Origin of the sequence: Streptomyces sp. NPDC051133, assembly GCF_040682635.1 — a bacterium.
In the GTDB taxonomy this organism is placed as follows: domain Bacteria; phylum Actinomycetota; class Actinomycetes; order Streptomycetales; family Streptomycetaceae; genus Streptomyces.
This window is the reverse complement of the sequence record NZ_JBFBBK010000021.1, coordinates 85,829-109,121: the sequence shown is the minus strand read 5'-3', so window position 1 is coordinate 109,121 and position 23,293 is coordinate 85,829. Positions and strand designations below refer to the sequence as shown.

At 69.7% G+C, this 23,293-nt stretch carries 21 protein-coding genes and 2 pseudogenes; 8 read left to right on the top strand and 15 right to left on the bottom strand.

Features of this window, described 5'->3' with window-relative positions:
- The first annotated feature begins 624 nt into the window (after positions 1-624).
- The 6 genes and pseudogenes from AB0N17_RS22545 (at position 625) to AB0N17_RS22520 (ending at position 6,773) form a co-directional block, all read left to right on the top strand.
- Positions 625-1,986, top strand: a complete 1,362-nt coding sequence (locus tag AB0N17_RS22545) for a bifunctional o-acetylhomoserine/o-acetylserine sulfhydrylase (RefSeq protein ID WP_366013207.1) — start codon at positions 625-627, stop codon at positions 1,984-1,986.
- Positions 1,983-3,134, top strand: coding sequence for a homoserine O-acetyltransferase (locus tag AB0N17_RS22540; protein WP_366013244.1), 1,152 nt, complete (start codon positions 1,983-1,985; stop codon positions 3,132-3,134). The genes AB0N17_RS22545 and AB0N17_RS22540 overlap by 4 nt, the downstream gene beginning before the upstream one ends.
- A gap of 71 nt (positions 3,135-3,205) precedes the next feature.
- Positions 3,206-3,613 carry a hypothetical protein gene (locus tag AB0N17_RS22535; RefSeq protein WP_366013206.1) on the top strand — a complete coding sequence of 136 codons (408 nt, stop codon included), beginning with the start codon at positions 3,206-3,208 and terminating at the stop codon, positions 3,611-3,613.
- A gap of 301 nt (positions 3,614-3,914) precedes the next feature.
- A pseudogene (locus AB0N17_RS22530) lies at positions 3,915-5,023 on the top strand (aliphatic sulfonate ABC transporter substrate-binding protein).
- Between the two features lie 16 nt (positions 5,024-5,039).
- Positions 5,040-5,861, top strand: a complete 822-nt coding sequence (locus AB0N17_RS22525) for an ABC transporter ATP-binding protein (RefSeq protein ID WP_366013205.1) — start codon at positions 5,040-5,042, stop codon at positions 5,859-5,861.
- Positions 5,848-6,773: pseudogene (locus tag AB0N17_RS22520) on the top strand (ABC transporter permease). The gene AB0N17_RS22525 and the pseudogene AB0N17_RS22520 overlap by 14 nt, the downstream one beginning before the upstream one ends.
- Before the next feature lie 23 nt (positions 6,774-6,796).
- Here the strand turns inward: AB0N17_RS22520 and AB0N17_RS22515 are convergent.
- The 8 genes from AB0N17_RS22515 to AB0N17_RS22480 all read right to left on the bottom strand — a co-directional run bounded on the left by AB0N17_RS22515 (position 6,797) and on the right by AB0N17_RS22480 (position 14,621).
- Positions 6,797-7,255 carry an Rrf2 family transcriptional regulator gene (locus AB0N17_RS22515; RefSeq protein ID WP_366013204.1) on the bottom strand — a complete coding sequence of 153 codons (459 nt, stop codon included), beginning with the start codon at positions 7,253-7,255 and terminating at the stop codon, positions 6,797-6,799.
- A gap of 48 nt (positions 7,256-7,303) precedes the next feature.
- A complete protein-coding gene (locus AB0N17_RS22510) occupies positions 7,304-8,527 on the bottom strand; it encodes an acyl-CoA dehydrogenase family protein (RefSeq protein ID WP_366013203.1) in 1,224 nt (407 codons plus the stop codon).
- 421 nt (positions 8,528-8,948) lie between these two features.
- On the bottom strand, positions 8,949-10,106 hold the full coding sequence (locus AB0N17_RS22505; RefSeq protein WP_366013202.1) for an LLM class flavin-dependent oxidoreductase: 1,158 nt from the start codon (positions 10,104-10,106) through the stop codon (positions 8,949-8,951).
- A gap of 48 nt (positions 10,107-10,154) precedes the next feature.
- Positions 10,155-11,339, bottom strand: coding sequence for an SfnB family sulfur acquisition oxidoreductase (locus AB0N17_RS22500; RefSeq protein ID WP_366013201.1), 1,185 nt, complete (start codon positions 11,337-11,339; stop codon positions 10,155-10,157).
- Between the two features lie 4 nt (positions 11,340-11,343).
- Positions 11,344-11,898: an NADPH-dependent FMN reductase gene (gene ssuE / locus AB0N17_RS22495; protein ID WP_366013200.1), complete on the bottom strand. Its 555-nt coding sequence runs from the start codon at positions 11,896-11,898 to the stop codon at positions 11,344-11,346.
- A 57-nt stretch (positions 11,899-11,955) separates the two neighbouring features.
- On the bottom strand, positions 11,956-13,173 hold the full coding sequence (locus AB0N17_RS22490) for an acyl-CoA dehydrogenase family protein (protein WP_366013199.1): 1,218 nt from the start codon (positions 13,171-13,173) through the stop codon (positions 11,956-11,958).
- Positions 13,174-13,212: 39 nt separating this feature from the next.
- The gene (sfnG, locus tag AB0N17_RS22485) at positions 13,213-14,364 is read right to left on the bottom strand and encodes a dimethylsulfone monooxygenase SfnG (RefSeq protein ID WP_366013198.1); all 1,152 of its coding nucleotides are present in this window, start codon (positions 14,362-14,364) and stop codon (positions 13,213-13,215) included.
- Between the two features lie 176 nt (positions 14,365-14,540).
- Positions 14,541-14,621, bottom strand: coding sequence for a putative leader peptide (locus tag AB0N17_RS22480; protein ID WP_366013243.1), 81 nt, complete (start codon positions 14,619-14,621; stop codon positions 14,541-14,543).
- Positions 14,622-14,759: 138 nt separating this feature from the next.
- On the opposite strand from AB0N17_RS22480, the gene AB0N17_RS22475 reads away from it, so the two are divergent.
- Both AB0N17_RS22475 and AB0N17_RS22470 read left to right on the top strand, forming a co-directional pair.
- Positions 14,760-15,686, top strand: a complete 927-nt coding sequence (locus tag AB0N17_RS22475) for a LysR family transcriptional regulator (protein ID WP_366013197.1) — start codon at positions 14,760-14,762, stop codon at positions 15,684-15,686.
- 4 nt (positions 15,687-15,690) lie between these two features.
- Positions 15,691-16,194, top strand: coding sequence for an AAA family ATPase (locus AB0N17_RS22470; RefSeq protein ID WP_366013196.1), 504 nt, complete (start codon positions 15,691-15,693; stop codon positions 16,192-16,194).
- An 86-nt stretch (positions 16,195-16,280) separates the two neighbouring features.
- On the opposite strand, the gene AB0N17_RS22465 is transcribed toward AB0N17_RS22470, so the two are convergent.
- From AB0N17_RS22465 to AB0N17_RS22435, 7 genes are all read right to left on the bottom strand, one after another.
- A complete protein-coding gene (locus AB0N17_RS22465) occupies positions 16,281-17,429 on the bottom strand; it encodes an LLM class flavin-dependent oxidoreductase (protein ID WP_366013195.1) in 1,149 nt (382 codons plus the stop codon).
- Positions 17,422-18,513 (bottom strand): LLM class flavin-dependent oxidoreductase, encoded by a 1,092-nt coding sequence (locus AB0N17_RS22460; RefSeq protein ID WP_366013194.1) that lies wholly within the window; start codon positions 18,511-18,513, stop codon positions 17,422-17,424. Before AB0N17_RS22460 ends, AB0N17_RS22465 begins: the two co-directional genes overlap by 8 nt.
- Positions 18,510-19,883, bottom strand: coding sequence for an NtaA/DmoA family FMN-dependent monooxygenase (locus AB0N17_RS22455; protein WP_366013193.1), 1,374 nt, complete (start codon positions 19,881-19,883; stop codon positions 18,510-18,512). The genes AB0N17_RS22460 and AB0N17_RS22455 overlap by 4 nt, the downstream gene beginning before the upstream one ends.
- A gap of 20 nt (positions 19,884-19,903) precedes the next feature.
- Positions 19,904-21,148 carry an LLM class flavin-dependent oxidoreductase gene (locus tag AB0N17_RS22450; protein ID WP_366013192.1) on the bottom strand — a complete coding sequence of 415 codons (1,245 nt, stop codon included), beginning with the start codon at positions 21,146-21,148 and terminating at the stop codon, positions 19,904-19,906.
- 115 nt (positions 21,149-21,263) lie between these two features.
- Positions 21,264-21,350: a putative leader peptide gene (locus tag AB0N17_RS22445; RefSeq protein WP_318658124.1), complete on the bottom strand. Its 87-nt coding sequence runs from the start codon at positions 21,348-21,350 to the stop codon at positions 21,264-21,266.
- Positions 21,351-21,409: 59 nt separating this feature from the next.
- Positions 21,410-22,135: a GNAT family N-acetyltransferase gene (locus tag AB0N17_RS22440; RefSeq protein ID WP_366013191.1), complete on the bottom strand. Its 726-nt coding sequence runs from the start codon at positions 22,133-22,135 to the stop codon at positions 21,410-21,412.
- Between the two features lie 88 nt (positions 22,136-22,223).
- Positions 22,224-23,252 carry a transporter substrate-binding domain-containing protein gene (locus tag AB0N17_RS22435; RefSeq protein ID WP_366013190.1) on the bottom strand — a complete coding sequence of 343 codons (1,029 nt, stop codon included), beginning with the start codon at positions 23,250-23,252 and terminating at the stop codon, positions 22,224-22,226.
- Positions 23,253-23,293: the final 41 nt, after the last annotated feature.

Genomic DNA, 23,293 nt, shown 5'->3' with positions numbered 1-23,293 from the left:
TGTCCCGCAACGCGGAGGTGGGCGGCTGATGCGTCGAAAGGTCGCTGCCTATTCTCATGTTGTGCAACTACCTCAGGATCCGTCGACGGTCGCCGACGTCCTGGCGGCAGCGTTTCCGGCCTGCCTTGCCGATGACGCGAAGGACGTCCTGGCCGTTGTCGGCAGCTCCCAACGTCCCGCGGCCGGCTCGTTCAGTTGGCGCCCGGCTCCTCGTTGTAGATGCGCGAGGGGATGGCGACCACATCGATCCCCGCTACCCACCCTGCATGGCCCCGACCACATCGTAAACGCCATGAACGGGCAGCTTGATCAATCGCGTTGACCGGGTCACAGCACACGCAGGAGACGAGTGCCTTGCGCTGGTGCGTGGCTACCCCCATGTGGTTATCTGGCCTCATGACCGTGCTCGTGACCCGCCGCCACGTTGACTACGTGCGTGTCACCACCACGCTCTGTTCTGCCGTGAGCTGAGTCCGCGCTCCGGCCTCCGACCGGTCTTTTCCCACCGCACAGGGCCAACCGCCACCCATGTTCCGGGCACGGCTGTCAGCTCTGTGGTTCCTTCGCGCCTTCCCGTCCGCCGCACCGCGTGCATCTCCGCCTTCCGCACAAGGGAGCACCACCATGAGCCAGCCCATCGACTCCGTCACCGCCGGCCACACCCCTGAGGAACCGTCCGCCGGGCCCGACACCTCGGCCTGGTCGTTCGAGACCAAGCAGATCCACGCCGGGGCCACCCCTGACCCGACCACCGGCGCCCGGGCGACGCCCATCTACCAGACGACGTCGTTCGTGTTCCGGGACACCCAGCACGCCGCCGACCTGTTCTCGCTCGCCGAGCCCGGCAACATCTACACCCGCATCCACAACCCCACCCAGGACGTCTTCGAGCAGCGTATCGCCGCCCTGGAGGGTGGGGTCGCGGCCGTGGCGCTCTCCTCCGGGCAGGCCGCGGAGACCCTGGCGATCCTGACGCTCGCGAGCTCCGGCGACCACATCGTCTCCAGTACGTCGCTGTACGGCGGCACGTACAACCTGTTCCGGCACACGCTGCCCAAGCTGGGCATCGAGGTGTCGTTCGTGGACGACCCGGACGACTTCGAGGCCTGGCGGGCGGCGATCCGGCCGAACACCAAGGCGCTGTTCGCGGAGACGCTGGGCAATCCGCGCGGCAACGTGCTCGACGTACGGGCGGTCGCGGACGTTGCACACGCGGCCGGGCTGCCGCTGATCGTGGACAACACGGTCCCTACTCCCTATCTTCTGCGGCCCATCGAGCACGGCGCGGACATCGTCGTCCACTCGGCGACCAAGTTCCTGGGCGGGCACGGCACGGCCATCGCCGGTGTCGTCGTCGACGGCGGCACCTTCGACTTCGGGGCTCATGCCCAGCGGTTCCCCGACTTCACGGAGCCCGATCCCAGCTACCACGGGCTGCAGTACTGGCCGGCGCTCGGCCCGGGCGCTTTCGCCGTCAAGCTCCGGGTACAGCTGCTGCGCGACCTCGGACCGGCCCTCTCCCCGCACTCCGCCTTCCTGCTGCTGCAGGGCGTGGAGACTCTCAGCCTCCGTATCGAACGGCATTCGGCCAACGCCCAGGCCCTGGCCGAATGGCTGGAACAGCGTGATGAGGTAGCGGCCGTCCACTATGCGGGGCTGGAGTCCAGCAAGTGGTACGAGGCGGGGCAGAAGTACCTGCCGCGCGGCGCCGGTGCCGTGGTCTCCTTCGAGCTGCGGGACGGCGTGGAGGCTGGCAAGCGGTTCGTGGACGCCGTGGAGCTCTTCAGCCACCTGGCCAACATCGGTGATGTGCGCAGCCTCATCATCCATCCGGCGTCCACCACGCACAGTCAGCTCGACGAGGAGCAGCTGGCGGCCACCGGCACCTCCCCCGGCCTGGTGCGTCTGTCGGTGGGCATCGAGAACCTCGCCGATCTGAAGGCCGACCTGGAGGCAGGGTTCCGCGCGGCGAAGGGCGCGTCCTGAACACCGTACTGACGCCGTCCGAGGTCCCCCTCCCGCCGGCCTCAGGGGCCTGGCGGGAGGGGGACCCGCCCGGGCGTCGCCAGTGGTACGAGCGTGGCAAGCCGATTCCCCTGGAGGCGGGTGGTGAACTTACGGGTGTGCGGCTCGCGTTCGAGACGTGGGGGCGGCTGGCGCCCGACCGTTCCAACGCGGTGCTGGTCCTGCACGCCCTGACCGGCGACAGCCACGTCGTCGGCCCCACCGAGCCCGGGCACCCCACTCCCGGCTGGTGGGACGGGCTCATCGGCCCCGGGCGCGCGCTCGACACGGACCGCTGGTTCGTCGTGGCTCCGAACGTGCTGGGCGGTTGTCAGGGCAGCACCGGACCGTCGTCGTTCACCCCGGATGGACGCCGCTGGGGCAGTGCCTTCCCCTACCTGACCCAGCGTGACCAGGTGACCGCCGAGGCGGACTTGGCCGACGCGATGAGCGTCGACCGCTGGGCGTTGGTCGTCGGTGGGTCGATGGGTGGGATGCGGGCGCTGGAATGGGCCGTGTCGCATCCGGAACGGACTCGGGCGCTTCTGCTGCTCGCCACGACGGCCGCGGCGAGCGCGGAGCAGATCGCCTGGGCGAACATCCAGCTCCATGCCATTCGCAGCGACCCGCACTGGCGTGGCGGCGACTACCACGACGCCGGCCCCGGGCTCGGCCCGCATGCGGGGCTCGGCCTGGCCCGTCGCCTGGCCCATGTCACCTACCGCAGCGAACCTGAGCTCCAGGTCCGCTTCGGCCGCGCACCGCAGGGTACGGAGGATCCCTGGAACGGCGGCCGGTTCCAGGTCGAGTCCTACCTCGACCACCACGCCGCCAAGCTCGTGAGCCGCTTCGACGCGGGCAGCTACGTCACCCTGACAGAGGCCATGAACAGTCACGACATCGGTCGCGGCCGGGGCGGAACGCGCGCCGCCCTGAGCCGTGTGACAGCCAGGACCCTCGTCGCGGGCGTCGACTCGGACCGCCTCTATCCGCTGTCCCAGCAAGCGGAGTTGGCGGCCGGGATCCCAACAGCGGATCATGTCCGGGTAGTCGAATCCCCGTACGGTCACGACGGCTTCCTCATCGAAGTGGAACAAGTCGCCGAACTCGTGAGCGAACTCGTCGACTAGACCGCGCGGGGTGGCCGTGGCCTCGCCCTCCGTTCCACGCCGCCAGGGCGGTTCCCCTGCGCGGCGAAGCGGTGCTCCTGGGCGTGGCCATGAATTTCCTCGTGTCGGGACTGACCAGCTTCCTGATGTGGTGCACCGCGGCGGCGGACAGGTGGCAGCGGTGCACGGTGTCCAGCGGCACGAGCGTCACCCACAACCAGGTGAGTTCGCCGCCCAGCACGGAACTGCCCGACGCACTTGGCAGCCTCTCCGTCTCCGGAAGCCCCTCCACCACCTCCCGCACGGCCTGTCCGCTGCGCCACCAGGACGGCTTGCTCGCCGTGCTGCCGCTTGCAATCGGCGGAAGCACGGCACCCGCCCTGGTGGAGCCCGCCGCAGGGGAGGCACTTGAGCGGGTCGCCGATCAGTTCTCCGCCTCGCTCGGCGTGTGGGTCTGGAGGCAGCGGCGTAAGCGACCCCTCGTCCGGAAAAACCGCTGACACGCTGGGCCAATCGCCACCGATCCCAAGAATTGAGATAGTTGCGTCCATCATGTGAACACCCTCTTGGGGGTGGGTGCCACCTTCTGTCACGATCCCTAGCAGTCAGGTAGGAAAACTAGGAATCAGGGGGTGGCCGTGGGAGCGCTCAGCTGCGCAGACCGGGTGCTGCCCGTGCTGACCTCGCGTCGTCACATCGACTTCGGCCGTACGTCCACCGCCATCTGTCGGCCGGTCCGAGACCTCAGCACGCCATCCCACACCTCTTTGATCACCCCTCCTTCCCTGAGAGGACACCTCTGTGTCTGCCGCAAGACCGCTCGCCACCCTGCGCACCCTCGCCGTCATAGCCGCGCTCCCCCTCCTGCTCACCGCCTGCGGCTACGGCTCCAAGTCCACCGATGACGGCAAGCAGACCCCGGCGGCCGCGGCGGGCGGCAAGAAGCTCTCCGCCGACGAAATGAAGATCGGCTACTTCCCCAACCTCACGCACGCCACCGCTCTGGTGGGCGTCCAGGAGGGTCTGTTCCAGAAGGAACTGGGCGGCACCACGATCAAGCCATCGACCTTCAACGCCGGCCCCTCCGAGATCGAGGCACTGAACGCCGGCTCCATCGACATCGGCTGGATCGGCCCCTCCCCTTCCATCAACGGCTACACCAAGTCGAACGGCAAGAACCTGCGCATCATCGGTGGTTCCGCCTCCGGCGGCGTCAAGCTCGTCGTCAACCCGAAGAAGATCAAGTCCCTGAAGGACGTCAAGGGCAAGAAGATCGCCACCCCGCAGCTCGGCAACACCCAGGACGTCGCGTTCCTCAACTGGATCGCGGACCAGGGCTGGAAGGCCGACGCCGAGAGCGGCAAGGGCGACGTCTCCGTCGTCCGCACGGACAACAAGATCACCCCGGACGCCTACAAGTCGGGCTCCATCGACGGCGCCTGGGTGCCGGAGCCGACCGCGTCCAAGCTGGTCGCAGAGGGCGGCAAGGTCCTGCTCGACGAATCGACGCTGTGGCCCGACAAGAAGTTCGTGACACGAACATCATCGTGTCGCAGAAGTTCCTCAAGGAGCACCCGGACGTCGTCGAGGCCGTGCTGCGCGGTTCGGTGAAGACCAACGCGTGGATCAACGCCAACCCGGACGAGGCGAAGGCCGCCGCCAACAAGGCGCTGGAAAAGCTGTCGGGCAAGGCGCTTCCCGCCGATGTCATCGACCCCGCCTGGAAGTCCATCCAGTTCACCGACGACCCGCTGGCCTCCACCCTCAACACCGAGGCGGAGCACGCGGTCAAGGCCGGTCTGCTGGAGAAGCCCGATCTGAAGGGCATCTACGACCTCACGCTCCTCAACAAGGTCCTGAAGGCCGAAGGCAAGAGCGAGGTCGACGACGCCGGTCTCGGCGCCGAGTAACCAGGAGCCGGACCCGATGAGTTCCCAGGAGGTGACGACCATGGCCACCACGAGTGCCAAGGCTGCCGAGGACGCCACGGCGGTGACGTACGCCGCCCGTATCGAGCACGTCTCGAAGTCCTTCCCCGCGCCGGGCACGCCCGGCGGACGGCACCTCGTGCTGGACGACATCACGCTCGACGTCGCACCGGGCGAGTTCGTCACCCTCCTGGGAGCCTCCGGCTGCGGCAAGTCCACGCTGCTCAACCTGGTCGCGGCACTGGACCGGCCGTCCACGGGCACGATCGCCACGGACGGCCGGCCCGCCCTGATGTTCCAGGAGCACGCCCTCTTCCCATGGCTGACCGCGGGCAAGAACATCGAACTCGCCCTGAAACTGCGCGGCGTGGCCAAGCAGGAGCGCCGCGCCGAGGCGGAACGGCTGCTGGAACTCGTACGACTGCAGGACGCCCACCGCAAGCGGGTGCATGAGCTGTCGGGTGGTATGCGCCAGCGGGTCGCTCTGGCCCGGGCGCTGGCCCAGGACAGCCGACTGCTGCTGATGGACGAGCCGTTCGCCGCGCTGGACGCCATCACCCGGGACGTGCTGCACGACGAGCTGACCCGCATCTGGAGTGAGACGGGACTGTCGGTGCTGTTCGTGACGCACAACGTGCGCGAGGCGGTACGGCTTGCACAGCGGGTGGTGCTGCTGTCCTCCCGCCCGGGCCGCATCGCCCGGGAGTGGACCGTCGGCATTCCGCAGCCGCGCCGCATCGAGGACAGCGCGGTCGCCGAGCTGTCCGTCGAGATCACCGAAGAACTGCGTGGGGAGATCCGCCGCCATGGCCAGCACTGACACCGGCGGCGACACCGAGAAGGACGGCTCCACAGCGGCCGAGCAGAACCGGGACGCTTATGGTCTGGTGGGACTGGAAGCCGGCCTCGACGCCCTGGACTCGGTGCAGTCCGGCCGCACGCCGCTGCGCGGGACCCTGTTGCGCAAGGTCCTGCCGCCTGTCACCGCTGTGGCACTGGTACTGGTCGTCCGGCAACTGCTGGTGTGGGCGAACGTCACCCCCGACTACAAGCTGCCCGCGCCCTCCGACGTGCGGGGCGAGGTGCGCGATGCCTGGGCCCGGGGCACCCTGCTCGACTACATCTGGACATCCGTCTCCCGCGGTCTGCTCGGCTTCCTGCCGGCGCTCGCCATCGGTACGCCGCTCGGCCTGCTCGTCGCCCGGGTGTCCTTCGTCCGGGCGGCCATCGGCCCCGTCCTGTCCGGCCTGCAGTCGCTGCCGTCCGTGGCCTGGGTGCCGCCCGCCGTGATCTGGCTGGGCGTGAACGACAAGATGATGCACGCCGTGATCCTGCTCGGCGCGGTCCCGTCCATCGTCAACGGCCTCGTCGCGGGCATCGACCAGATCCCGCCGCTGTCCCTGCGGGCCGGCCGGACGATGGGCGCGACCGGCCTGCGCGAGGCCTGGCACATCGTGATGCCGGGGGCGCACCTCGGCTATCTGGCAGGGATGAAGCAGGGCTGGGCGTTCTCGTGGCGGTCCCTGATGGCCGCCGAGATCATCGCATCCTCGCCCGATCTGGGCGTCGGTCTGAGCCAGTTGCTGGAGAACGGGCGAACAACTCCAGCATGCCCCAGGTGTTCCTGGCCATCTTCCTGATCCTGCTCGTCGGCATCGCCATCGATCTGCTGATCTTCAGCCCGCTGGAGCGGCGGGTGCTGCGCAGCCGCGGCCTGCCGGCTACTCGCTGAAGGATGCCTTCAGGAGGACACGGTCAGGGATTCGTCCAGGCCTCAGGGTCCTCCGCGAGGCTCAGAACCTCGTCGGGCAGCTTGGCCGCGGCCACGTGAGCCAGGGTGACCTCGCCGAGGATCTTGCGAACATTGGCGCGTACGGCGATCCACAGCGGCAGCAGCGACTCCGCGGGGCCGCAGTAGGAGAGCTCGGGTGGGCGCACCCCCCGCACCGACACCAGGGGACCGTCCGCCACACGGATGACGTCCGCGATGGCGATCGAGCCGGCCGGGCGGGCGAGACGGTAGCCACCCTTTCCGCCACGCTGGCTGACCACGAGACCACCCCGGCGCAGGTCGCCGAGGATGCCCTCCAGGAACTTGTGCGGGATCCCCTGCGCCGAGGCGATCGCCTCGGCCTTGAGGGAGGCCTCGTCCCCTGCCGCGGCCAGCTCCAGGGCCGCCCGCACCGCATAGTCCGCCCGCGCCGAGATCCGCATGCCGCGATTATCCATCACTGCCGAGTCCGCCCGTCACCGGCTGCGCCGTCAGGCAGGAAGGACGAAGGACGGGTGCGCACCGTTGAGGAAGTAGTCCCCGATCTCACGCAGTCTGTGTGCGGCCGGTTCACGCAGGGTGTGGGTCCGGGCGTCACGCCAGAAGCGGTCGAAGCCGTGCCGCATGGAAGCGGCCTCGACTCCGACGACCTCCAGTGCACGGTTGGTGATCTCCTGCGCGGCCCGGGAGGCCGCTGCCTCGGCCACGCTCGCGAGGACGGCGATCTCCGCGCACTCCTCGTCGTGGAGATCCTCGTCCTGCGCGAGGCCGCGCAGGAGGGCATCCACCGCCTGCTCGGCCAGAGCGGACGCGGCACGTGCGACGACGGCGAGCTCGCCGTACACGGTCAGCGCGTAGGGATCCTGCGGGGGACTGCCCGGCCAGGGCTGGGGCGAGAAGGGCTGCCAGGGCGACCGCACGGCCCTTCCGTGCTCGTGGACCTCGTCCAGCAGTCCCTCGGCGATGCCGAGGCAGAACTGGGCGGAGACCAGGCGCGCGGTCGGCACGGCAAGAGAGGCGAAGGGTGACAGGACGCCCTCGTCGGGCGAGAGCGAGCCGAACACATCGTCCGCCGCTACCGGTACGGAGTCGAACTCCACGGCGCCACCGGCAGCCAGCCGCTGGCCGAAGGCGTCCCCGCTGCCGCCGCTCACGACACCCGGATGGGTGGGGTCGACGAGGACGGCCAGCGGCTCACCCGTGCCGTACCTGGCGGCTCGGACCACCAGCCGGTCGGCGATCCCGACGCCGGTGGCGTACCTCTGGTAGCCGTTCAGCAGATAGCCGCTCGCAGTGGGGGTCAGGATGAGCGGCGGTTCGTGTGAGGCGATACCGCCTCCCCAGCACCACTGCCCCTCCGTCGACTCCCGCTCGACACGGGCGGCACGTGCAGGGGCTGCGAAGAAACGGGCGGTGAAGGACAGGAAGTAGTGGTGGCCCAGCAGGTGGCCGATGGCCCCGTCGGCCGCGGCGACGGTCCGGACGACCGTGTAGGCCGTGCGCCAGTCCGCAGCTCCTCCCCCCTGCTCGGCCGGTGCCAACAATGTCAGCAGCCCCGACTCGCGCAGCCGCGCGACCTCGTCGAGCGGTGCTTTGCCGGCCTGTTCGCGCTCGGCCGCGTCCGTGGCCAGGTCGTCCGCCATCTCACGGGCTATGTGCAGCCAGTCGACCTGCCCGGCTCCCGCGTCGGTCACCTCGTCGGCCGTCACCGTCATATCCGGACCCTCTTCATGCGACTGCGGCTGTCACTGCACCTCAGTGCTGTTGTCATGGCGTCTTCCTTCAGGGGACCGAGGACGACGCGGTGCCCGGCGAGGCGGCGTGGGAGTGCAGCGATGCTCGGAGAGGCGTCGGCTTCATCATCCTCACTCTCTTCTCCGACCACCGTCAACACTTCCCTAGTAATTCGATAGGAAAACTAGGGATTCGACGGCACCCCGGCTGATTCACGCTCCCGGATGGCGAGTTCGCGATCGCGCGCAGCCGGGCGGTCGTCCCGGAGGGCAGCCGACCAGGCCATGGATGCGCTCGCGGAGCGTGGCGCCGCCGGACGGGGTCGGGAGGGCGAACTTGGAGGCCGGCTCGGCGGCAACAGCGATCACATGGGCGCTTCCGGCCTCCGCCGCGATCACGTAGTCATCGCCGGCCCCCGGCGCCGAACGGCACTTGGGCCGAGGGGGCGGCCTGCTGTCCGTACGGGTGCTGCCACAAGCCCTGCGTCTGAAGTTTCGGCAGGACACCCTCGCCGAACCAGTAGGCCTCCTCCAGGTGCGGATAGCCGGAGAGCACGAACTCGTCGACGCCGAGCGCGTGGTACTCCTTGATCCGCTCGGTGACCTCGTCGTGGCTGCCGACCAGGGCGGTGCCCGCGCCGCCGCGCACCAGGCCGATGCCCGCCCACAGGTTGGGGTGGATCTCCAGGCGGTCACGGCTGCCGCCGCCGTGCAGGGCGAGCATGCGCTGCTGGCCCTCGGACTCGCTGCGTGCCAGGCCCGCCTGGATGGTCTTGACCGCCTCCGGGTCGAAGCCGTCCAGGAGCCGGTTCGCCTCGGCCCAGGCCTGCTCGGAGGTGTCGCGGGTGATGACATGCAGGCGGATGCCGAAGCGGACGCTACGGCCCTCCTTGTCGGCCAACGCCCGGATCCAGGCGATCTTCTCCGCGACGGCGGCGGGCGGCTCGCCCCAGGTGAGATAGACATCGACATGCTTTGCGGCGACTTCTCCCGCGATCGGCGAGGAGCCCCCGAAATACACCTCGGGGACCGGGTCGGGCACCCGTGCAAGCTTCGCTTCCTCGACATGGAGGTGCTCGCCCCGCAGGTCGACGGTCTTGCCCTCCCACAACCCTCGTACGATCTCCAGGAACTCACCGGTGCGGTGGTAGCGCGCGTCCTTGTCCAGGAAGTCGCCGTAGGCCCGCTGCTCGTGGCTCTCGCCGCCGGTGACGACGTTGAGCAGCAGCCGTCCGCCGCTCTGTCGCTGGAAGGTGGAGGCCATCTGCGCGGCAAGTGTCGGTGAGACGAAGCCGGGCCGAAAGGCGACGAGGAACTTCAGGCGCTCGGTGTTCTGGCTGACCATCGCGGTGGTCAGCCATGCGTCCTCGCACCAGGCTCCCGTCGGCGTGAGTGCGCCGACGAAGCCCAGGTCCTCGGCGGCGCGGGCGATCTGGCTGAGGTAGGCGACCGTCGGCGGCCGGTCGCGCCCGGACTCGGTGGCGGGGGTGCCGTGGCCGCCGCCGACGACGTTGCGGCTGTCTCCGTTGGTCGGCAGGAACCAGTGGAAGGTGAGGGACACTCGGGGCTCCGATCAGGGGTGCGATCAGGGGACGTTCGTCGGCGTTCGTCAGAGGAGGCCGTGGCGGGGCGGCCTGGTGCCGTTGAGGACGTAGCGGCCGATGTGCTGGACCTTCCAGCGGGCCGGGTCGTGCAGGGTGTGGGTGCGGGCGTCGCGCCAATGCCGGTGCAGATTCAGGGAAACGAGCGCAGCCCGGGTTCCGGACACCTCGAACAGCGCGCTCCCCACCTCCACCGCCGTTTGGGCGGCATGCACCTTTGCCGCGGCGACCGCGATGGATGCCTCGGCGGCCGAATCGTCGGTGAGGTGGGCCTGCGCCACGTCCACCGCTCGCGCGGCCTCGCGCAGAAGCGCTGCGGACGCCCTCACCTGAAGGGCGAGTTCACCGAACCGCTGGATCAGCAGCGGATCCTCCGCGGCCGTGTCGACGCCGCTCTCGAACCAGGGACGGCTCTTGGTTCGCACGAACTCAGCGGCCTCGGCGAGCGCCCCCGTGGCGATTCCGGCGTCGATGGCGGCGTGCAGCAACTGGGCGATGGCCCCGTGAAGTTGGGGCCCGCGAAAGGTCAGGTGGTGGGGCAGCACCCGGTCCGCGGGCACCGGGACGCCCGCCAGACGGACGGTTCCGCTGGCCGTCGTACGCTGCCCCAGGCCGTCCCAGTCGTCGATCACCGTGAGGCCGGGGGCGTCCGACGGCACATACGCCACGTGCAGGTTGTCGTCCTCGGCCCGGGCCAGGACCGGGATCCAGTCGGCGAACAGGGCTCCCGTGGAGTAGTGCTTGAGTCCGTTCAGGACATACGAGCCGTCCGGCCGGGGCTCCAGCCGGGTCCGGATGTCCTGGACGTGCTTCGTACCCGCCTCCGACTGGGCGTTGCCGAAGCGGCGGCCGGCGAGCAACTCGGCGTAGAAGAACTTCTGCTGCTCCTCGCTCCCCTGACGTCGAATCACGTTCACATAGGCGAAGTGGCTCTGCGGAATCTGGGCGAGACTGGCGTCGGCGGAAGCCAGCAGCCGGAAGATCTCCGCGAGGGTCTCAGCGCGGACGTCCGCGCCACCGTGCTCTGTCGGCACGGTGACGGCGAGCAGCCCCGAGGCGGAGAGCCGGTCCAGCTCCTCACGGGGAAGCCGGCGTTCGGCGTCGCGGGCCGAGGCGCCCGCCCGGAAGTCGTCGGCCAGGGCGGAAGCGACAGCGACGGCCTCGGCGTCGTCGGCGATGACGTGTGCGGTCATGGCCTCAGCTCGCCGCGGCCAGGAGCGGAGTACGGCCCAGCGCCAGCGAGAACTGGTCGACGACCTGGGTGAGGGCCTCGGCGGCAGCCGGTACGACAGTGACCGAGCCGTCGTCGTGGGCGGTGATGTCCTTGTCGAGGGTGAACCAGCCCTGCACGATGTGCGCGGCCCCCATGGAGTTGAGAACCGGACGCAGGGCGTAGTCGATGGCGAGGACGTGCGCGGTGGAGCCGCCGGTGGCGAGCGGGAGGACCGTCTTGCCGGTGAGTGCGTACTGCGGGAGCAGGTCGAGGAGCGCCTTGAGGACTCCGGAGTACGACGCCTTGTAGACGGGTGTTCCTACGACGACGCCGTCGGCGCTCGCGAACAGCTCGGTGGCCTCGACGATCGCCGGATGCCGGAAGTCCGCGCCGAGCAGGGCCTCGGCGGGGATGGTGCGGACGTCGAGCGGGACGACGTCGTGCCCCTGAGCGGTCAGTCGCTGGTCCAGGTGGCGCAGCAGGCGGTTGGTGCGGGAGGAGGCGGAAGGGCTGCCGGAGACGGACAGGACGGTGGCCATGGGTCCTCTTTCGGGGAAGAAGGGGGCGCCTTCGCCGGGGAGGCGCCCTGGGGGCGGTCAGGAGTACCAGGTGGGTTCGGGCAGTTCGCCCTCAAGAACCCAGCGGCCGACCTCTCGCCGCTTGTAGGCGACAGGGTCGTGGAGCGTGTGGGTGCGGACGTTGCGCCAGAAGCGGTCCAGGCCCTCGGATGCGGCGGTGGCGCGAGCCCCGGTCACTTCGAAGATCTGGTTGCCGATCTCCAGGGCGACGTCGGTGGCGCGGGCCTTCACTGCGGCCACCCGTACCTCGAAGTCGCCTCGGGTCTGCGCGGTCACCGCGTCGGGCTCGTCGTGCAGCTTCTGTCCCTCGGCGGCGACGGCGTCGGCGAGGGCCTCAGCCGCCCAGAGCTTCGCGGTGAGGTCGCCGTAGATGTCGATGACGTACGGCTCGTCGACCGCCCGCTCATGACCGCCGTGCAGCCACGAACGGGACTTGGTGCGGGTGTAGGTGGCGGCCGTCTCCAGCGCGCCGCTCGCGATGCCGAGGTAGAAGCTGACGAACACGAGCTGGATGGTGGGGACGTTGAGGGTGTTGTAGGTGCGCGGCTGGAACTCCTTGTCGACGTAGCCGAGCGCCGACGACCACGGCGCGCGGACGCCGCTGATGGTGACGCCGCCGCTCTCGGTGAGCCGCTGGCCGATGTTGTCCCAGTCGTCGTGGAAGGTCAGGCCTTCGCTGCCGGACGGCACGATCGCGAAGACGTGCAGTCCGGTGCCCTCCAGGACGCCTTCGAGGACGGTGACGTCGGAGACCTTGCTGCCGGTGGAGAAGGTCTTGCGGCCGGTGAAGACCAGGTCGTCGCCCTCCTCAGTGACGACGACGTCCTTGTCGCGCGGGTTGACGGCCCCGCCGAAGAACCAGCGCTCCCGGGTGGCCTCGGCCTCTGTCCGCTCCCACTGCTCGCGGGTTCCGACCAGGCGTGCGGCCCAGAACCACAGGTAGTGATAGCCGAGGAGCTGGCCGATGGATCCGTCGGCCTTGGCGACCTCGCGGACGACCCGGTAGGCGGTGGTCCAGTCCTGGCCCGCGCCGCCGTGCTCGGTGGGACCGAGCAGGGTGACCAGGCCGGCGTCCTTGAGGAGCCGCACCTCGGCGTACGGCGTGGCGCCGGCCCGGTCGCGGGCGGCCGCGTCGGTGTCGAGGACGGCGGCGACCTCGGCCGCCCGGGCGATCCATTCCTCGGCGGCGGCGGGGGCGGGGCGGGTCGTCCAGTCGGCGGGCGTGACAGTGCTCATGCTGATGACCTCATTCGCGGTGCGGTGCGGAAGGCAGGGTCAAGCGTGCGAAGGGACGGAGTCCGCCTGGCTGTCCGGCAGTTGGGCCTCCAGCTCGCGTACGAGCGGCAGCACGCGCCGGCCGAAGTACTCGACCTCCTCGTGGTAGTGGAGGAAGCCGAGGAGGAAGAGGTCGACGCCGAGCTTCTTGTAGGCGACGATCCGCTCGGCGATCTGCTCGGGTGTGCCGATGAGCCCCGTACGGAAGCCGTCGTTGTACTGGACGAGGTCCTCGAAGGAGGAGTCCTGCCACATGCCCTTCTTGTCGGCGGTGGACTGCCCTGCCTGCTTCACCGCCGCGCCGAAGCCCTCGACGGCCTCGGTGTCGGCCTTGGCGACGATCTCGCGCAGGGTCTCGCGTGCCTCGGCCTCGGTGTCGCGGGCGATGAGGAAGCCGTTGAGGCCGAACTTCGGTGCCCTGCGGCCGGCTTCGGCGGCGGACTTGCGTACGTCGGTGATCTGCTCGGTGACGCCGTCGAAGTCCTTGCCGTTGCTGAAGTACCAGTCGGATACGCGACCGGCCATGGCGCGGGCAGCGCTGGAGTTGCCGCCCTGGAAGATCTCCGGGTGCGGGCGCTCGGAGGTGTTCAACGGCTTGGGCTTGAGGGAAAAGTCGCGCAACCGGTAGAAGTCCCCGGCGAGTTCGGTGTGGTCCTCGGTCCAGATCTTCCGCAGGGCACGGATGAACTCCTCCGAGCGTCGGTAGCGTTCGTCGTGCTCCAGCCAGGGCTCACCAAGGGCGGTGAACTCGCCCTTGAACCAGCCCGACACGACGTTGACGGCGAAGCGACCGTTCGAGAGGTGGTCGGCGGTGGCACCGAGTTTGGCGAGGACGCCCGGGTGCCACAGACCAGGATGGACGGCGGCGATGACCTTGAGACGCTGGGTGGCGAGCAGCAGGGCGAGGCTGAAGCTGGTCGACTCGTGCTGATACTCGGCGCCGTAGCTGGCCATGTAGCGGACCTGGCTGAGGGCGTAGTCGAAGCCGTTGTTCTCGGCGAGGACGGCGAGTTCGCGGTTGTAGTCGTAGCCCCAGTCGGTGCGCTGCTCGATGGTGCTGGTGACCAGGCCGCCGCTGACGTTCGGGACCCAGTAGGCAAAGCGGACGGGAACGGATCCGCGGGATGCGGAAGATACGGGGGATACAGGCATGAAGAACTCCTGGCAGGAGAACGCTGCGCGGGCAGGACGAATGAGCTCCGCGGAATTCAGGCGCGCTGGAGCGGCGTTTCCGGGAGAAGCGTCGTCACGACGGCAATGAGCCGGGACCGGAATTCACGGAAGGAAGTCGGAGCGGGAGCGAGTGGGAGGGTTTCCCTCGGGTGCGCTCAGACCCGACAGCGACAGAAGGCGCTGGAGACACGCGCAAGGTCGACGTGGCGTCGCCGCGTGAGGTCCTCTCGCTTCATGCCACCGATCGAACCAGGGAGGAGTCCGGCCGGTCAAGAATGCCCGGATGTGATTCCACATGCTGAGAGTCGGTATTCACGAGGTTGTGACAGGGATTCCCTTGAACCCGGTCTCCAGGAGGGCGCAGTCTCCTGATCGTGCGTATCGAACAACTCGAATACATCGCGGCCGTCACACGGCTCGGTTCGCTACGACGCGCGGCCGAGGAACTTCATCTGTCCCAGCCGGCGCTCAGCGAGACCGTACGCAATCTGGAGCGCGAGCTCGGCGTGGACCTGCTGGAGCGCAAGCGGACCGGGGCGAAGATCAGCGACGAGGGACGCGAGCTGCTGCCGCACATCATGAGCGTGCTGGACGCGGTCGACCGGCTGCGCGGCGCGGCCGGCGACCAGCACCGCATCAGCCGCATGGTCCGACTCGGCACGGTGAACACGGCCACCGTCCCGCTGGTCATCCCGACCGTGCGCGAGTTCCGGGCCGCGCACCCGGTCACCCAGGTCGAGATGGTCGGCGCGCAGCAGGCCGACATCCACCGCGGGCTGCTGGAGGGCGCCTTCGATCTGGGACTGGTGAACTACCTCCGGGGCGACGACATGCCGCCCGGATTCGAGACGACGGAGCTGCTGTGCGGCCGACCGGTGGTGTGCGTTCGTCCGGACAGTCCACTTGCTGCCTTGGACGCGGTGGACGCCGACAGCCTCCTGACCGAGCCGCTGGTCGTGATGCGGTCCGGCTATGTCATGCACCGTTTCGTGCACCGGCTGCTCCGCGGCCGGACACCGTCCTTCTCGTACTCCACCGACGGTGCGGAGATGGGCAAACTGATGGTCGCCGAGGGCCTGGGGGCCACGGTGCTGCCGGACTTCAGCGTCGTCGGCGACCCGCTGGAGCGACGGGGCGCGATCACTGTGCGGCCACTCGCGAAGGATGCGACCGACGTACTGCTGGTCCTGCAGCGCCGCCATTCCGGCTCCGTACCGCGAGCGGTCCGAGACCTGCACGAGCTCTTCGTGCGCAACGCCCAGGCGTACGGCGCCTCTTCGCGACGGCTGAAGGAGGGATGATCCTGTGCTCATCGTCATGGGCGGCCTGCCCGGCACCGGCAAGACCACGCTCGCCCGTCTCCTGGCGGCCCGGATCGGTGCGGTCCATTTGCGAGTCGACACCATCGAGCAGGCGATCGTCCGCTCCGGGCCGGCCCGGCACCCGGTTGGTCCCGTGGGCTACGCCGTCGGGTATGCCCTGGCCGAGGAACACCTGCGGCAGGGGCTGACCGTGATCGCGGAATCGGTCAATCCGCTGAGTGTGACGCGCGACGCCTGGCGGGACACGGCCGACGAGGCGGGCGTGCCCGTCGTCGAGGTGGAGGTGGTGTGCTCGGATCCGGCGGAGCACCGGCGCCGTGTGACCTCGCGGTCGGTCGACATTCCAGGTCTGCCGCTGCCGGACTGGCAGCAGGTCGTCGGCCGGGAGTACGAGCCGTGGGACCGCGAGCGCGTCGTCGTCGACACCGCGGGACAGAGCCCGCGACAGTCGCTGGCTCTGCTCCTCCGTGCCCTCCCACCGGGCTGACCGCTCCCGCTCGGCTGTGCGGGACTGCTCGGCCAAGTCGGCGCGTGTGTCGGCGCTTCAAACACCTGGTAATCGGACGCCGAGCATCAGCTCGGCTGGAAGGAGTGCCCCCGTCGGCGCCATTCCTCCGCGAGCAGTTCGTACGAACGGACCCGGTCGGAGTGGTCGTGGGTGATCGTCGTGATGAGCAACTCGTCCGCGCCCGTCGCCTCCTGCAGTTGTTCCAGCTGGTCGGCGACCCGGCCCGGCGAGCCGACGAACTGGGTGTCGAGGCGGTCCTGGACGAGGGCCCGGTCCTCGTCGGTCCATGCGTGGGCACGCGCTTCCTGCGGCGTCGGGAACTCGATGGCGCCCTCGGCAGTACGGATGCTGCGCACCCACGGGCCGTAGCCGGTGGCGAGTTCACGGGCCGCCTCGTCGTCCTCTGCGACGACGACGTCCGCCGAGACGCTGACGTACGGCTTGTCGAGGAACTCGGAGGGCTGGAAGAAGGACCGGTAGCCCTCCACCGCCTCCAGGACCGTGGCCGGGCTGACGTGATAGTTGGCCGCGAACCGCAGACCGTTGCCGCCCGCCACCTCGGCGCTCTGACCACCGCTGCTGCCCAGGATCCACACCTCCACGTCGGCGCCCTCCCCTGGCACGACGTGCGCTTCGACACCCTCCGGCGAGCGGTAGGTGCCGGCCAGCAGGGCGAGGATGTCGTCGATCTGCTCGGCGTAGTCCTGTGACGCGGCGCCCGGCAGCAGGAGCAGCCTGCGCTGCAGCGCGATGCGGGGTGAGCCGAGCAGATGTTCGAAGGAGAAGCGGGGTGGGATCAGCAGGCCGTTCGGGGTGCGGCCGTCGACGACGGGGGCCGCCGTCGACAAGGGGGCGGCCGGCTGTCCCGGCGGGCGGCCGCCCGAGCGGCCCAGGCCCAGATCGAAACGCCCCGGGTGCAGTGTGTCGAGCAGGCCGAACTCCTCCACGGTGGACAGCGCCGTGCGGTGCCCGAGCTGTACGGCCCCGGAACCGAGCCGGATGGTGGAGGTGGCGGAGGCGGTCAGCGCCAGGACGACGGCGGGTGACGTTCCGGCCACGCCGGGATTGAGGTGATGCTCAGCGAACCAGTAGCGGGCATACCCGAAGCGCTCGGCCTGCTGCGCGAGATCGATGGAATTGCGCAGGGCATCGGCTGCCGTCGATCCGGAGGAGATCGGGACCAGGTCGAGGACGCCGAGGGGGATGTCAGACACGGACGGACTCCTGGGTGATCGGTGTTGCCGGAAGGACGGGGCCCCAGGCGAACGGCGGGTCGGGGATCTCGCGGCGCAGCACGGGGGCGACCTTGGACTGGAACAGCTCGAGGGAGGCGCGGTGCTGGGACTCCGGCAGCCCACCCGCGTCGGCGTGCAGGTGGACGACCGTGTGGCCGAACTGCTCGTGGTAGCGGTGCACCTTGTCGACGACCTGTTGCGGGCTGCCGATCAGCGCCGAGCTGCGCTCGACGAAGTCCTCCAGGGTCTCGAATACCACCGGCAGCCCTGCCTTCTTGAAGAAGGCCAGGTTGGCCTCGAAGATCGGCCGGTACGCGGCGAGCGCCTCCTGCGAGGTGGGGGCGACATAGATGCCCGCGGTGCCGGCGCCGACGGCTATCTGCGCCGGGTCGTGGCCGTAGAACTCCCAGCGCTCGCGGTAGTGGCGGATCAACTCGGCATACGGCTCTATGGGGTTGGTGACGTTGGCGGAGAACAGCGGGTCGCCGTAGCGGGCGGCGAGGTCGACCGACTCCTTGCTGGTTGCGCTGCCGTGCCAGACCCGGACCGGCTGCTGGTACGGCCGCGGCCACACCTCGGCGTCGGTCAGCGGGGGACGGAAGCGGGTGTCGGCGGTGACCTTGTCCTGGCGCCAGATCTTCCGGAAGACCTCGTAGCTCTCGGCGTTGCGGTCCCACTGGTCCTCGGGCGTGACGAGGAAAAGGTCGCGTTGGGCGGCGCCGTTGCCCTTGCCGATGATCAGGTCGAGGCGGCCGCCCGAGAGATGATCGAGGGTGGCGTAGTCCTCGTACGCGCGGACCGGGTCCAGCAGGCTGAGCGTGGTCACGGCCGTGAACAGGCGGATCCGCTTGGTCAGGGCGGCCACATGGCTCAGTACGACGGTCGGGGACGAGGAGATGAACGGCCGCTCGTGCCGCTCCCCCACGCCGAAGCCGTCGAACCCCAGCTCCTCGGCGAGCAGGGCGTTGTCGAGGACCTCGCGGAACCGGTCGTGGGTGGACTTCTGCACCCCGGTGACCGGGTCCGGGCGGTGCACGATCAGGGTGATCGCGAGGAACTTCACGACGCCGCCCGCTCGTCGGACGCCTCGTCCGGGTGTTCGAGGCCGAGGTGGTGCCGGAGCGTCGGGCCCTCGTAGTCGGTGCGGAAGACGCCCTGTTCCTGCAGCAGCGGGACGACCTTGTCGGCGAAGTCGTCGAGGCCGGTCGGGGTGATGTGCGGGACGAGAATGAAGCCGTCACTGGCGTCGGCCTGAACGTAGTCGTTGATGGTCTTGGCGATGGTCGCCGGGGAGCCGACGAAGTTCTGGCGGTTGCCGGTGTTGATGACCAGGTCGCGGATGGACCAGTTGTTGGCCTCGGCCAGCTCGCGCCACTCGCGGGCGGTGGCCAGCGGGTCGCGGTACATCCGGACCTGGGCGCGGCCCTTGGAGATGTGCTCGTCGCTGACGTCCGGGTCGACGTCGGGCAGTGGGCCCTCGGGGTCGTAGGAGGACAGATCGCGGTTCCAGACGAACTCCAGGTGCTTGATGGCGGTGGCCCCGCTGACCTGCTGGCGGCGCACCTCCCGGGCCAGCTCCTCCGCCTCGGCGTCGGTGTCGGCGAGGGCGAAGGAAGCGGCGGGCAGGATGAGCAACTGGTCGTGGCGGCGGTCGTACTTGGCGAGACGGTTCTTGACGTCCGTGTAGAAGGCCTGGCCGCCTTCCAGGGTGGCGTAGCGGCTGAAGATGGCGTCGGCGCTCGATGCGGCGAATTCGCGGCCCTCGTCGGAGTCTCCGGCCTGGAAGATGACGGGACGGCCCTGCGGGGAGCGCGGGACGTTGAACTGGCCGTGGATGTCGAAGTGTTGGCCGGTGTGCACGAAGGAGCCGGCCTTCGCGTCGCGCAGGAAGACGCCGGTGGCCTGGTCGGCGATGATCTCGTCGCCGTGCCAGGAGTCGAAGAGTTCGGCCGCCGTGGCCAGGAACTCCTTCGCCCGGGAGTAGCGCTCGCCCTGCGGCAGGAAGCCGCCGCGGCGGAAGTTCTCGCCCGTGAAGGCGTCCCAGGAGGTGACGACGTTCCAGGCGGCGCGGCCGCCGGAGAGGTGGTCGAGGCTGGCGAACTGGCGGGCCACCTCGTAGGGCTCGTTGAAGGTGGAGTTGATGGTTCCCGTCAGGCCGAGCCGTTCGGTGACGGCGGCGAGGGCGGCGAGGACGGTGAAGGTGTCGGGGCGGCCGACGACGTCCAGGTCGTAGATCTTGCCGCCCTGTTCGCGGAGCCTGAGTCCCTCGGCGAGGAAGAGGAAGTCGAACTTGGCGCGTTCGGCGGTCTGTGCGAAGTGGGCGAAGGAGCTGAACTCGATGTGGCTGCCGGCCTTCGGGTCGCTCCACACGGTGGTGTTGTTGACGCCCGGGAAGTGTGCGGCCAGATGGATCTGCTTCAGCGGCTTGCTCATGTCGGTGCGGTCCTTCCGGCTCAGGCGGTGGCGTAGCGGTTGGCGGGGCGGGCGAGGCCCAGCAGGCCGCGCAGGGTGTCGGCCTCGTAGGCGGTGCGGAAGGCGCCGCGGCGCTGGAGTTCGGGCACCAGGCCCCGGGTGATGGCGGGCAGGTCGTGTCCGGCGACGGCGGGCCTCAGCCGGAAGCCGCTCAGCCCCTCGGCCGCCAACTCATGGATCAGGTCGGCGAGTTGGGCGGGCGTACCGGCAAAGATCCGGGCGTCGCTGGTGTACGGCTCCCCCGCGAGGGCGTCGAGACGTGCACGGCGGTCTTCCGCCGCGGCCTGGTCGTCGTCGAGGAAGACGACCAGGTCACCGAAGACGTGCACGAGTTCACCGGCGCGTCCGGCCGCCTCCTGCTCGGCGCGGATCTCGGCGACGATCGCGCGGGCCTGGCCGGCGTCGTGCGGAGTGACGTAGCCGACGTCGGCCTGGCGGGCCACCAGCCGGTACGGGATCGTCTGGTGGGCGAGGGCGGTGACCAGCGGCTGACCCTGCGGCGGGCGCGGGGTGATGGACGGGCCCTTGACGCTGAAGTGCCTGCCCTCGAAGTCGATGTAGTGCAGCTTGTCGCGGTCGATGAAGCGGCCGGTTGCGGCGTCCCGGATCTCCGCGTCGTCCTCCCAGCTGTCCCAGAGCCGGCGCACGACCTCGACGTAGTCGGCGGCCTCATCGAAGTGCTCGTTGAGCAGTTCCTGCCCGGCCGGACTCTGGATGCCCTCCAGGCTGAGCGGTGGAAAGGTGCGGCGGCCGAAGTGCGCGGCCTCGTGCGGCCGGGGCGAGATCTGCACGCGCAGACCGGCCCGGCCGCTGCTGACGTAGTCGAGAGTGGCGATCGCCTTGGAGATGTGGAACGGCTCCGTGTGGGTGGTGATCACGGTCGGCACCAGTCCGATGTGCCGGGTCAAGGGTGCGATGCGGGACGCGATCAGTACGGCGTCCAGGCGTCCGCGGACCTGGTCCGTGCGGCCGTCCGGCTCACCGATGGGGGTCCCCCCGGTCGAGCGAAGTCGAGGCTGGGGGAGCGAGGACTGCAGGCCGAGGCCGTCCTCGAGGGTGATGAAGTCGAGCAGGCCGCGTTCGGCCTCGGCGACCAGGTCGGCCCAGTAGCCGGCGGTGAACAGGTCCCGGGGGCGGGCGGTTTGCTCGCGCCAGGAGGCGGGGTGCCAGCCGGTGCCGTCCAGGGCGACGGCAAGGTGCAGGTGGGGAGCGGGAGTTGAGGACACGAGGGTGCCTTCCTGGAGGTCCGTACGAGATCGCCGGCCCGCGGGAGTCGGGGCACACGGCGGCTGGCGAGCGCAGCGAGATGGGGGTCCCCCCGGCCGAAGGCTGGGGGAGGGGTCAGGAGCTACAGAGGGAGCCGGCCACGCGCTGGAGGTCGATGTGGGGCCGGGAGTGGAGGTGGACGGCACGGAGTACACGTGTCACGTGTCTCACCTCCGTCCGAGCGGACCATTCACTCAGCTTCGACAAGGACAACGGCACGGCTATGCCGTTTCTTCCAGCGCGGCGGCCCCGGTGTGCCGGACGAGCGAGAAGACGGTACGGCGGCGCAGGGTGAACCCGATCGACTCGTACAGCCGGATCGCGTTCGCGTTGGTGGCGGCGGCGTGCAGGAAGGGGCGTTCGCCGCGTTCCCTGATGCCGGCGGCGACCGCGCGGACCAAACGGGTGGCCAGGCCCCGGCCGCGGTGGTCGGGGTCGGTGCACACGGCGCTGATCTCCGTCCAGCCCGGCGGGTGCAGCCGCTCGCCGGCCAGGGCGATCAGCCGGCCCTGGTGGCGGATGCCGAGGTAGGCGCCCAGCTCGACGGTGCGGGGCAGATAGGGGCCCGGCTCCGTGCGGGCGACCAGATCCAGGATCTCGGGCACGTCGCCGGGGCCGAGCCGTACGGCCTCGGGGTCGGGCTCGGCGCGCAGGGCGGTGTCCACGAGCTGGACGCCGTGTCCGGTGCGCACGACCTCCCAGCCCACCGCCGCCTCGGTCACGCCCCGCACCGCGGCGGTGCCGCCAGGGCCGACGAGTGCGGCGAGGTCGGCCCAGGCGCGCGGGTCGTCCTCGTCGGAGAGGGCGTGGAAAGGGGCCACGTCCTGGTGGTAGCGGGCGGCGTGGCCGATTCGTTGGGCGAAGTGGGCGTGGGGGCCGGTGAGCGCGGCCCAGGCGGGGTTGTCCAGGATGTGCACGGAGCTGGCGTCGATGCTGGTCACGGACATGGTGTGGCGGTCTCCGGGGTGCGGCTCGGGTGTCCGACGCCCGGGGACTCCACCGCGAGGCGGCGGTGGAATCCCCGGCACGCGATGGTCAGGAGTTGTCGAGGGGCAGTCCGGGCGGGTTGACCTCGGACTTGGCGACGGCCTCGTTGGAGAGGTTGTAGGCCTTGAGCCACTCGGCGTACTGACCGTGCTTGATCAGGTAGTTGATGGCGTCGGCGAGCGGCTTCGCCAGGCCGCTGTCCTTCTTCGCGGTCGCCGCGATCAGGCCCTGCAGGCTCGCGCCGGCGCCGGAGTAGGTGCCCGCGGTGCGGGTGGCGTTGGGTGTGTTCGCGACCTGGCGGTTGTGGTAGGCGATGCCGGGGTTGGGGCCGAGGTACGCGTCGATCTTGCCGCTGGACAGGGCGAGGTAGACGCTGTTGCTGTCCTGGAAGTACTTGACGGTGAGCTTCTTGCCCTCCTTGGCCAGCTTCCCCTTCCACTCCAGGAGGATCTTTTCCTGGTTGGTGCCAGAGCTGACGGAGACGGTCTTGCCGGCGAGGTTCTCGTAGTTGCCGTCGAAGTTCCAGGTGCTCTTCTTCGGCACGACGAAGGCGAGGTTGTCCTGCCGGTAGGAGGCGAACTCGTACTTCTTCTTGCGTTCCTCGGTGTCGGTGACGTTGGAGAAGGCCACGTCGACCTTGCCGCTGTCGATGCCGACGAAGAGGTTCTCCCAGGTGGAGTTCTTCACCTCGGGCTGGAGGCCGAGGACCGCGGCGACCAGGCGGCCGAAGTCGGGTTCCGCGCCGGTGAGGGTCTTCTGGTCGCTGCCCACGTAGGCCAGCGGCGGGAATCCGGCCGGCAGGGCGCCGATGCCGATCTCCAGCTTGCCGCTCTTCCTCACGGCGGCGGGCAGTTCCGCGCTGATGGACTTGACCTCGGAGACCTTGATGGAGGTCTGCTGGGCGGCGCCGTTGGAGACCTGGCCGATGACGACCTCGCCGGTCTTGGCGGCGCTGTCGGTGGAGGTGGCCGCGTCGCTGTTGCCACCGCAGGCGGCGAGCCCGGTGGCCAGGGAGCCGACGGCGGTCGCCGCGGTGATGCCGCGTATCAGGCTGCGTCGGGTGAAGTGGGAGGCCATGGCCGTTCCTTGTCGCTGGAGGTGATGAGGGTGGCGTGGGG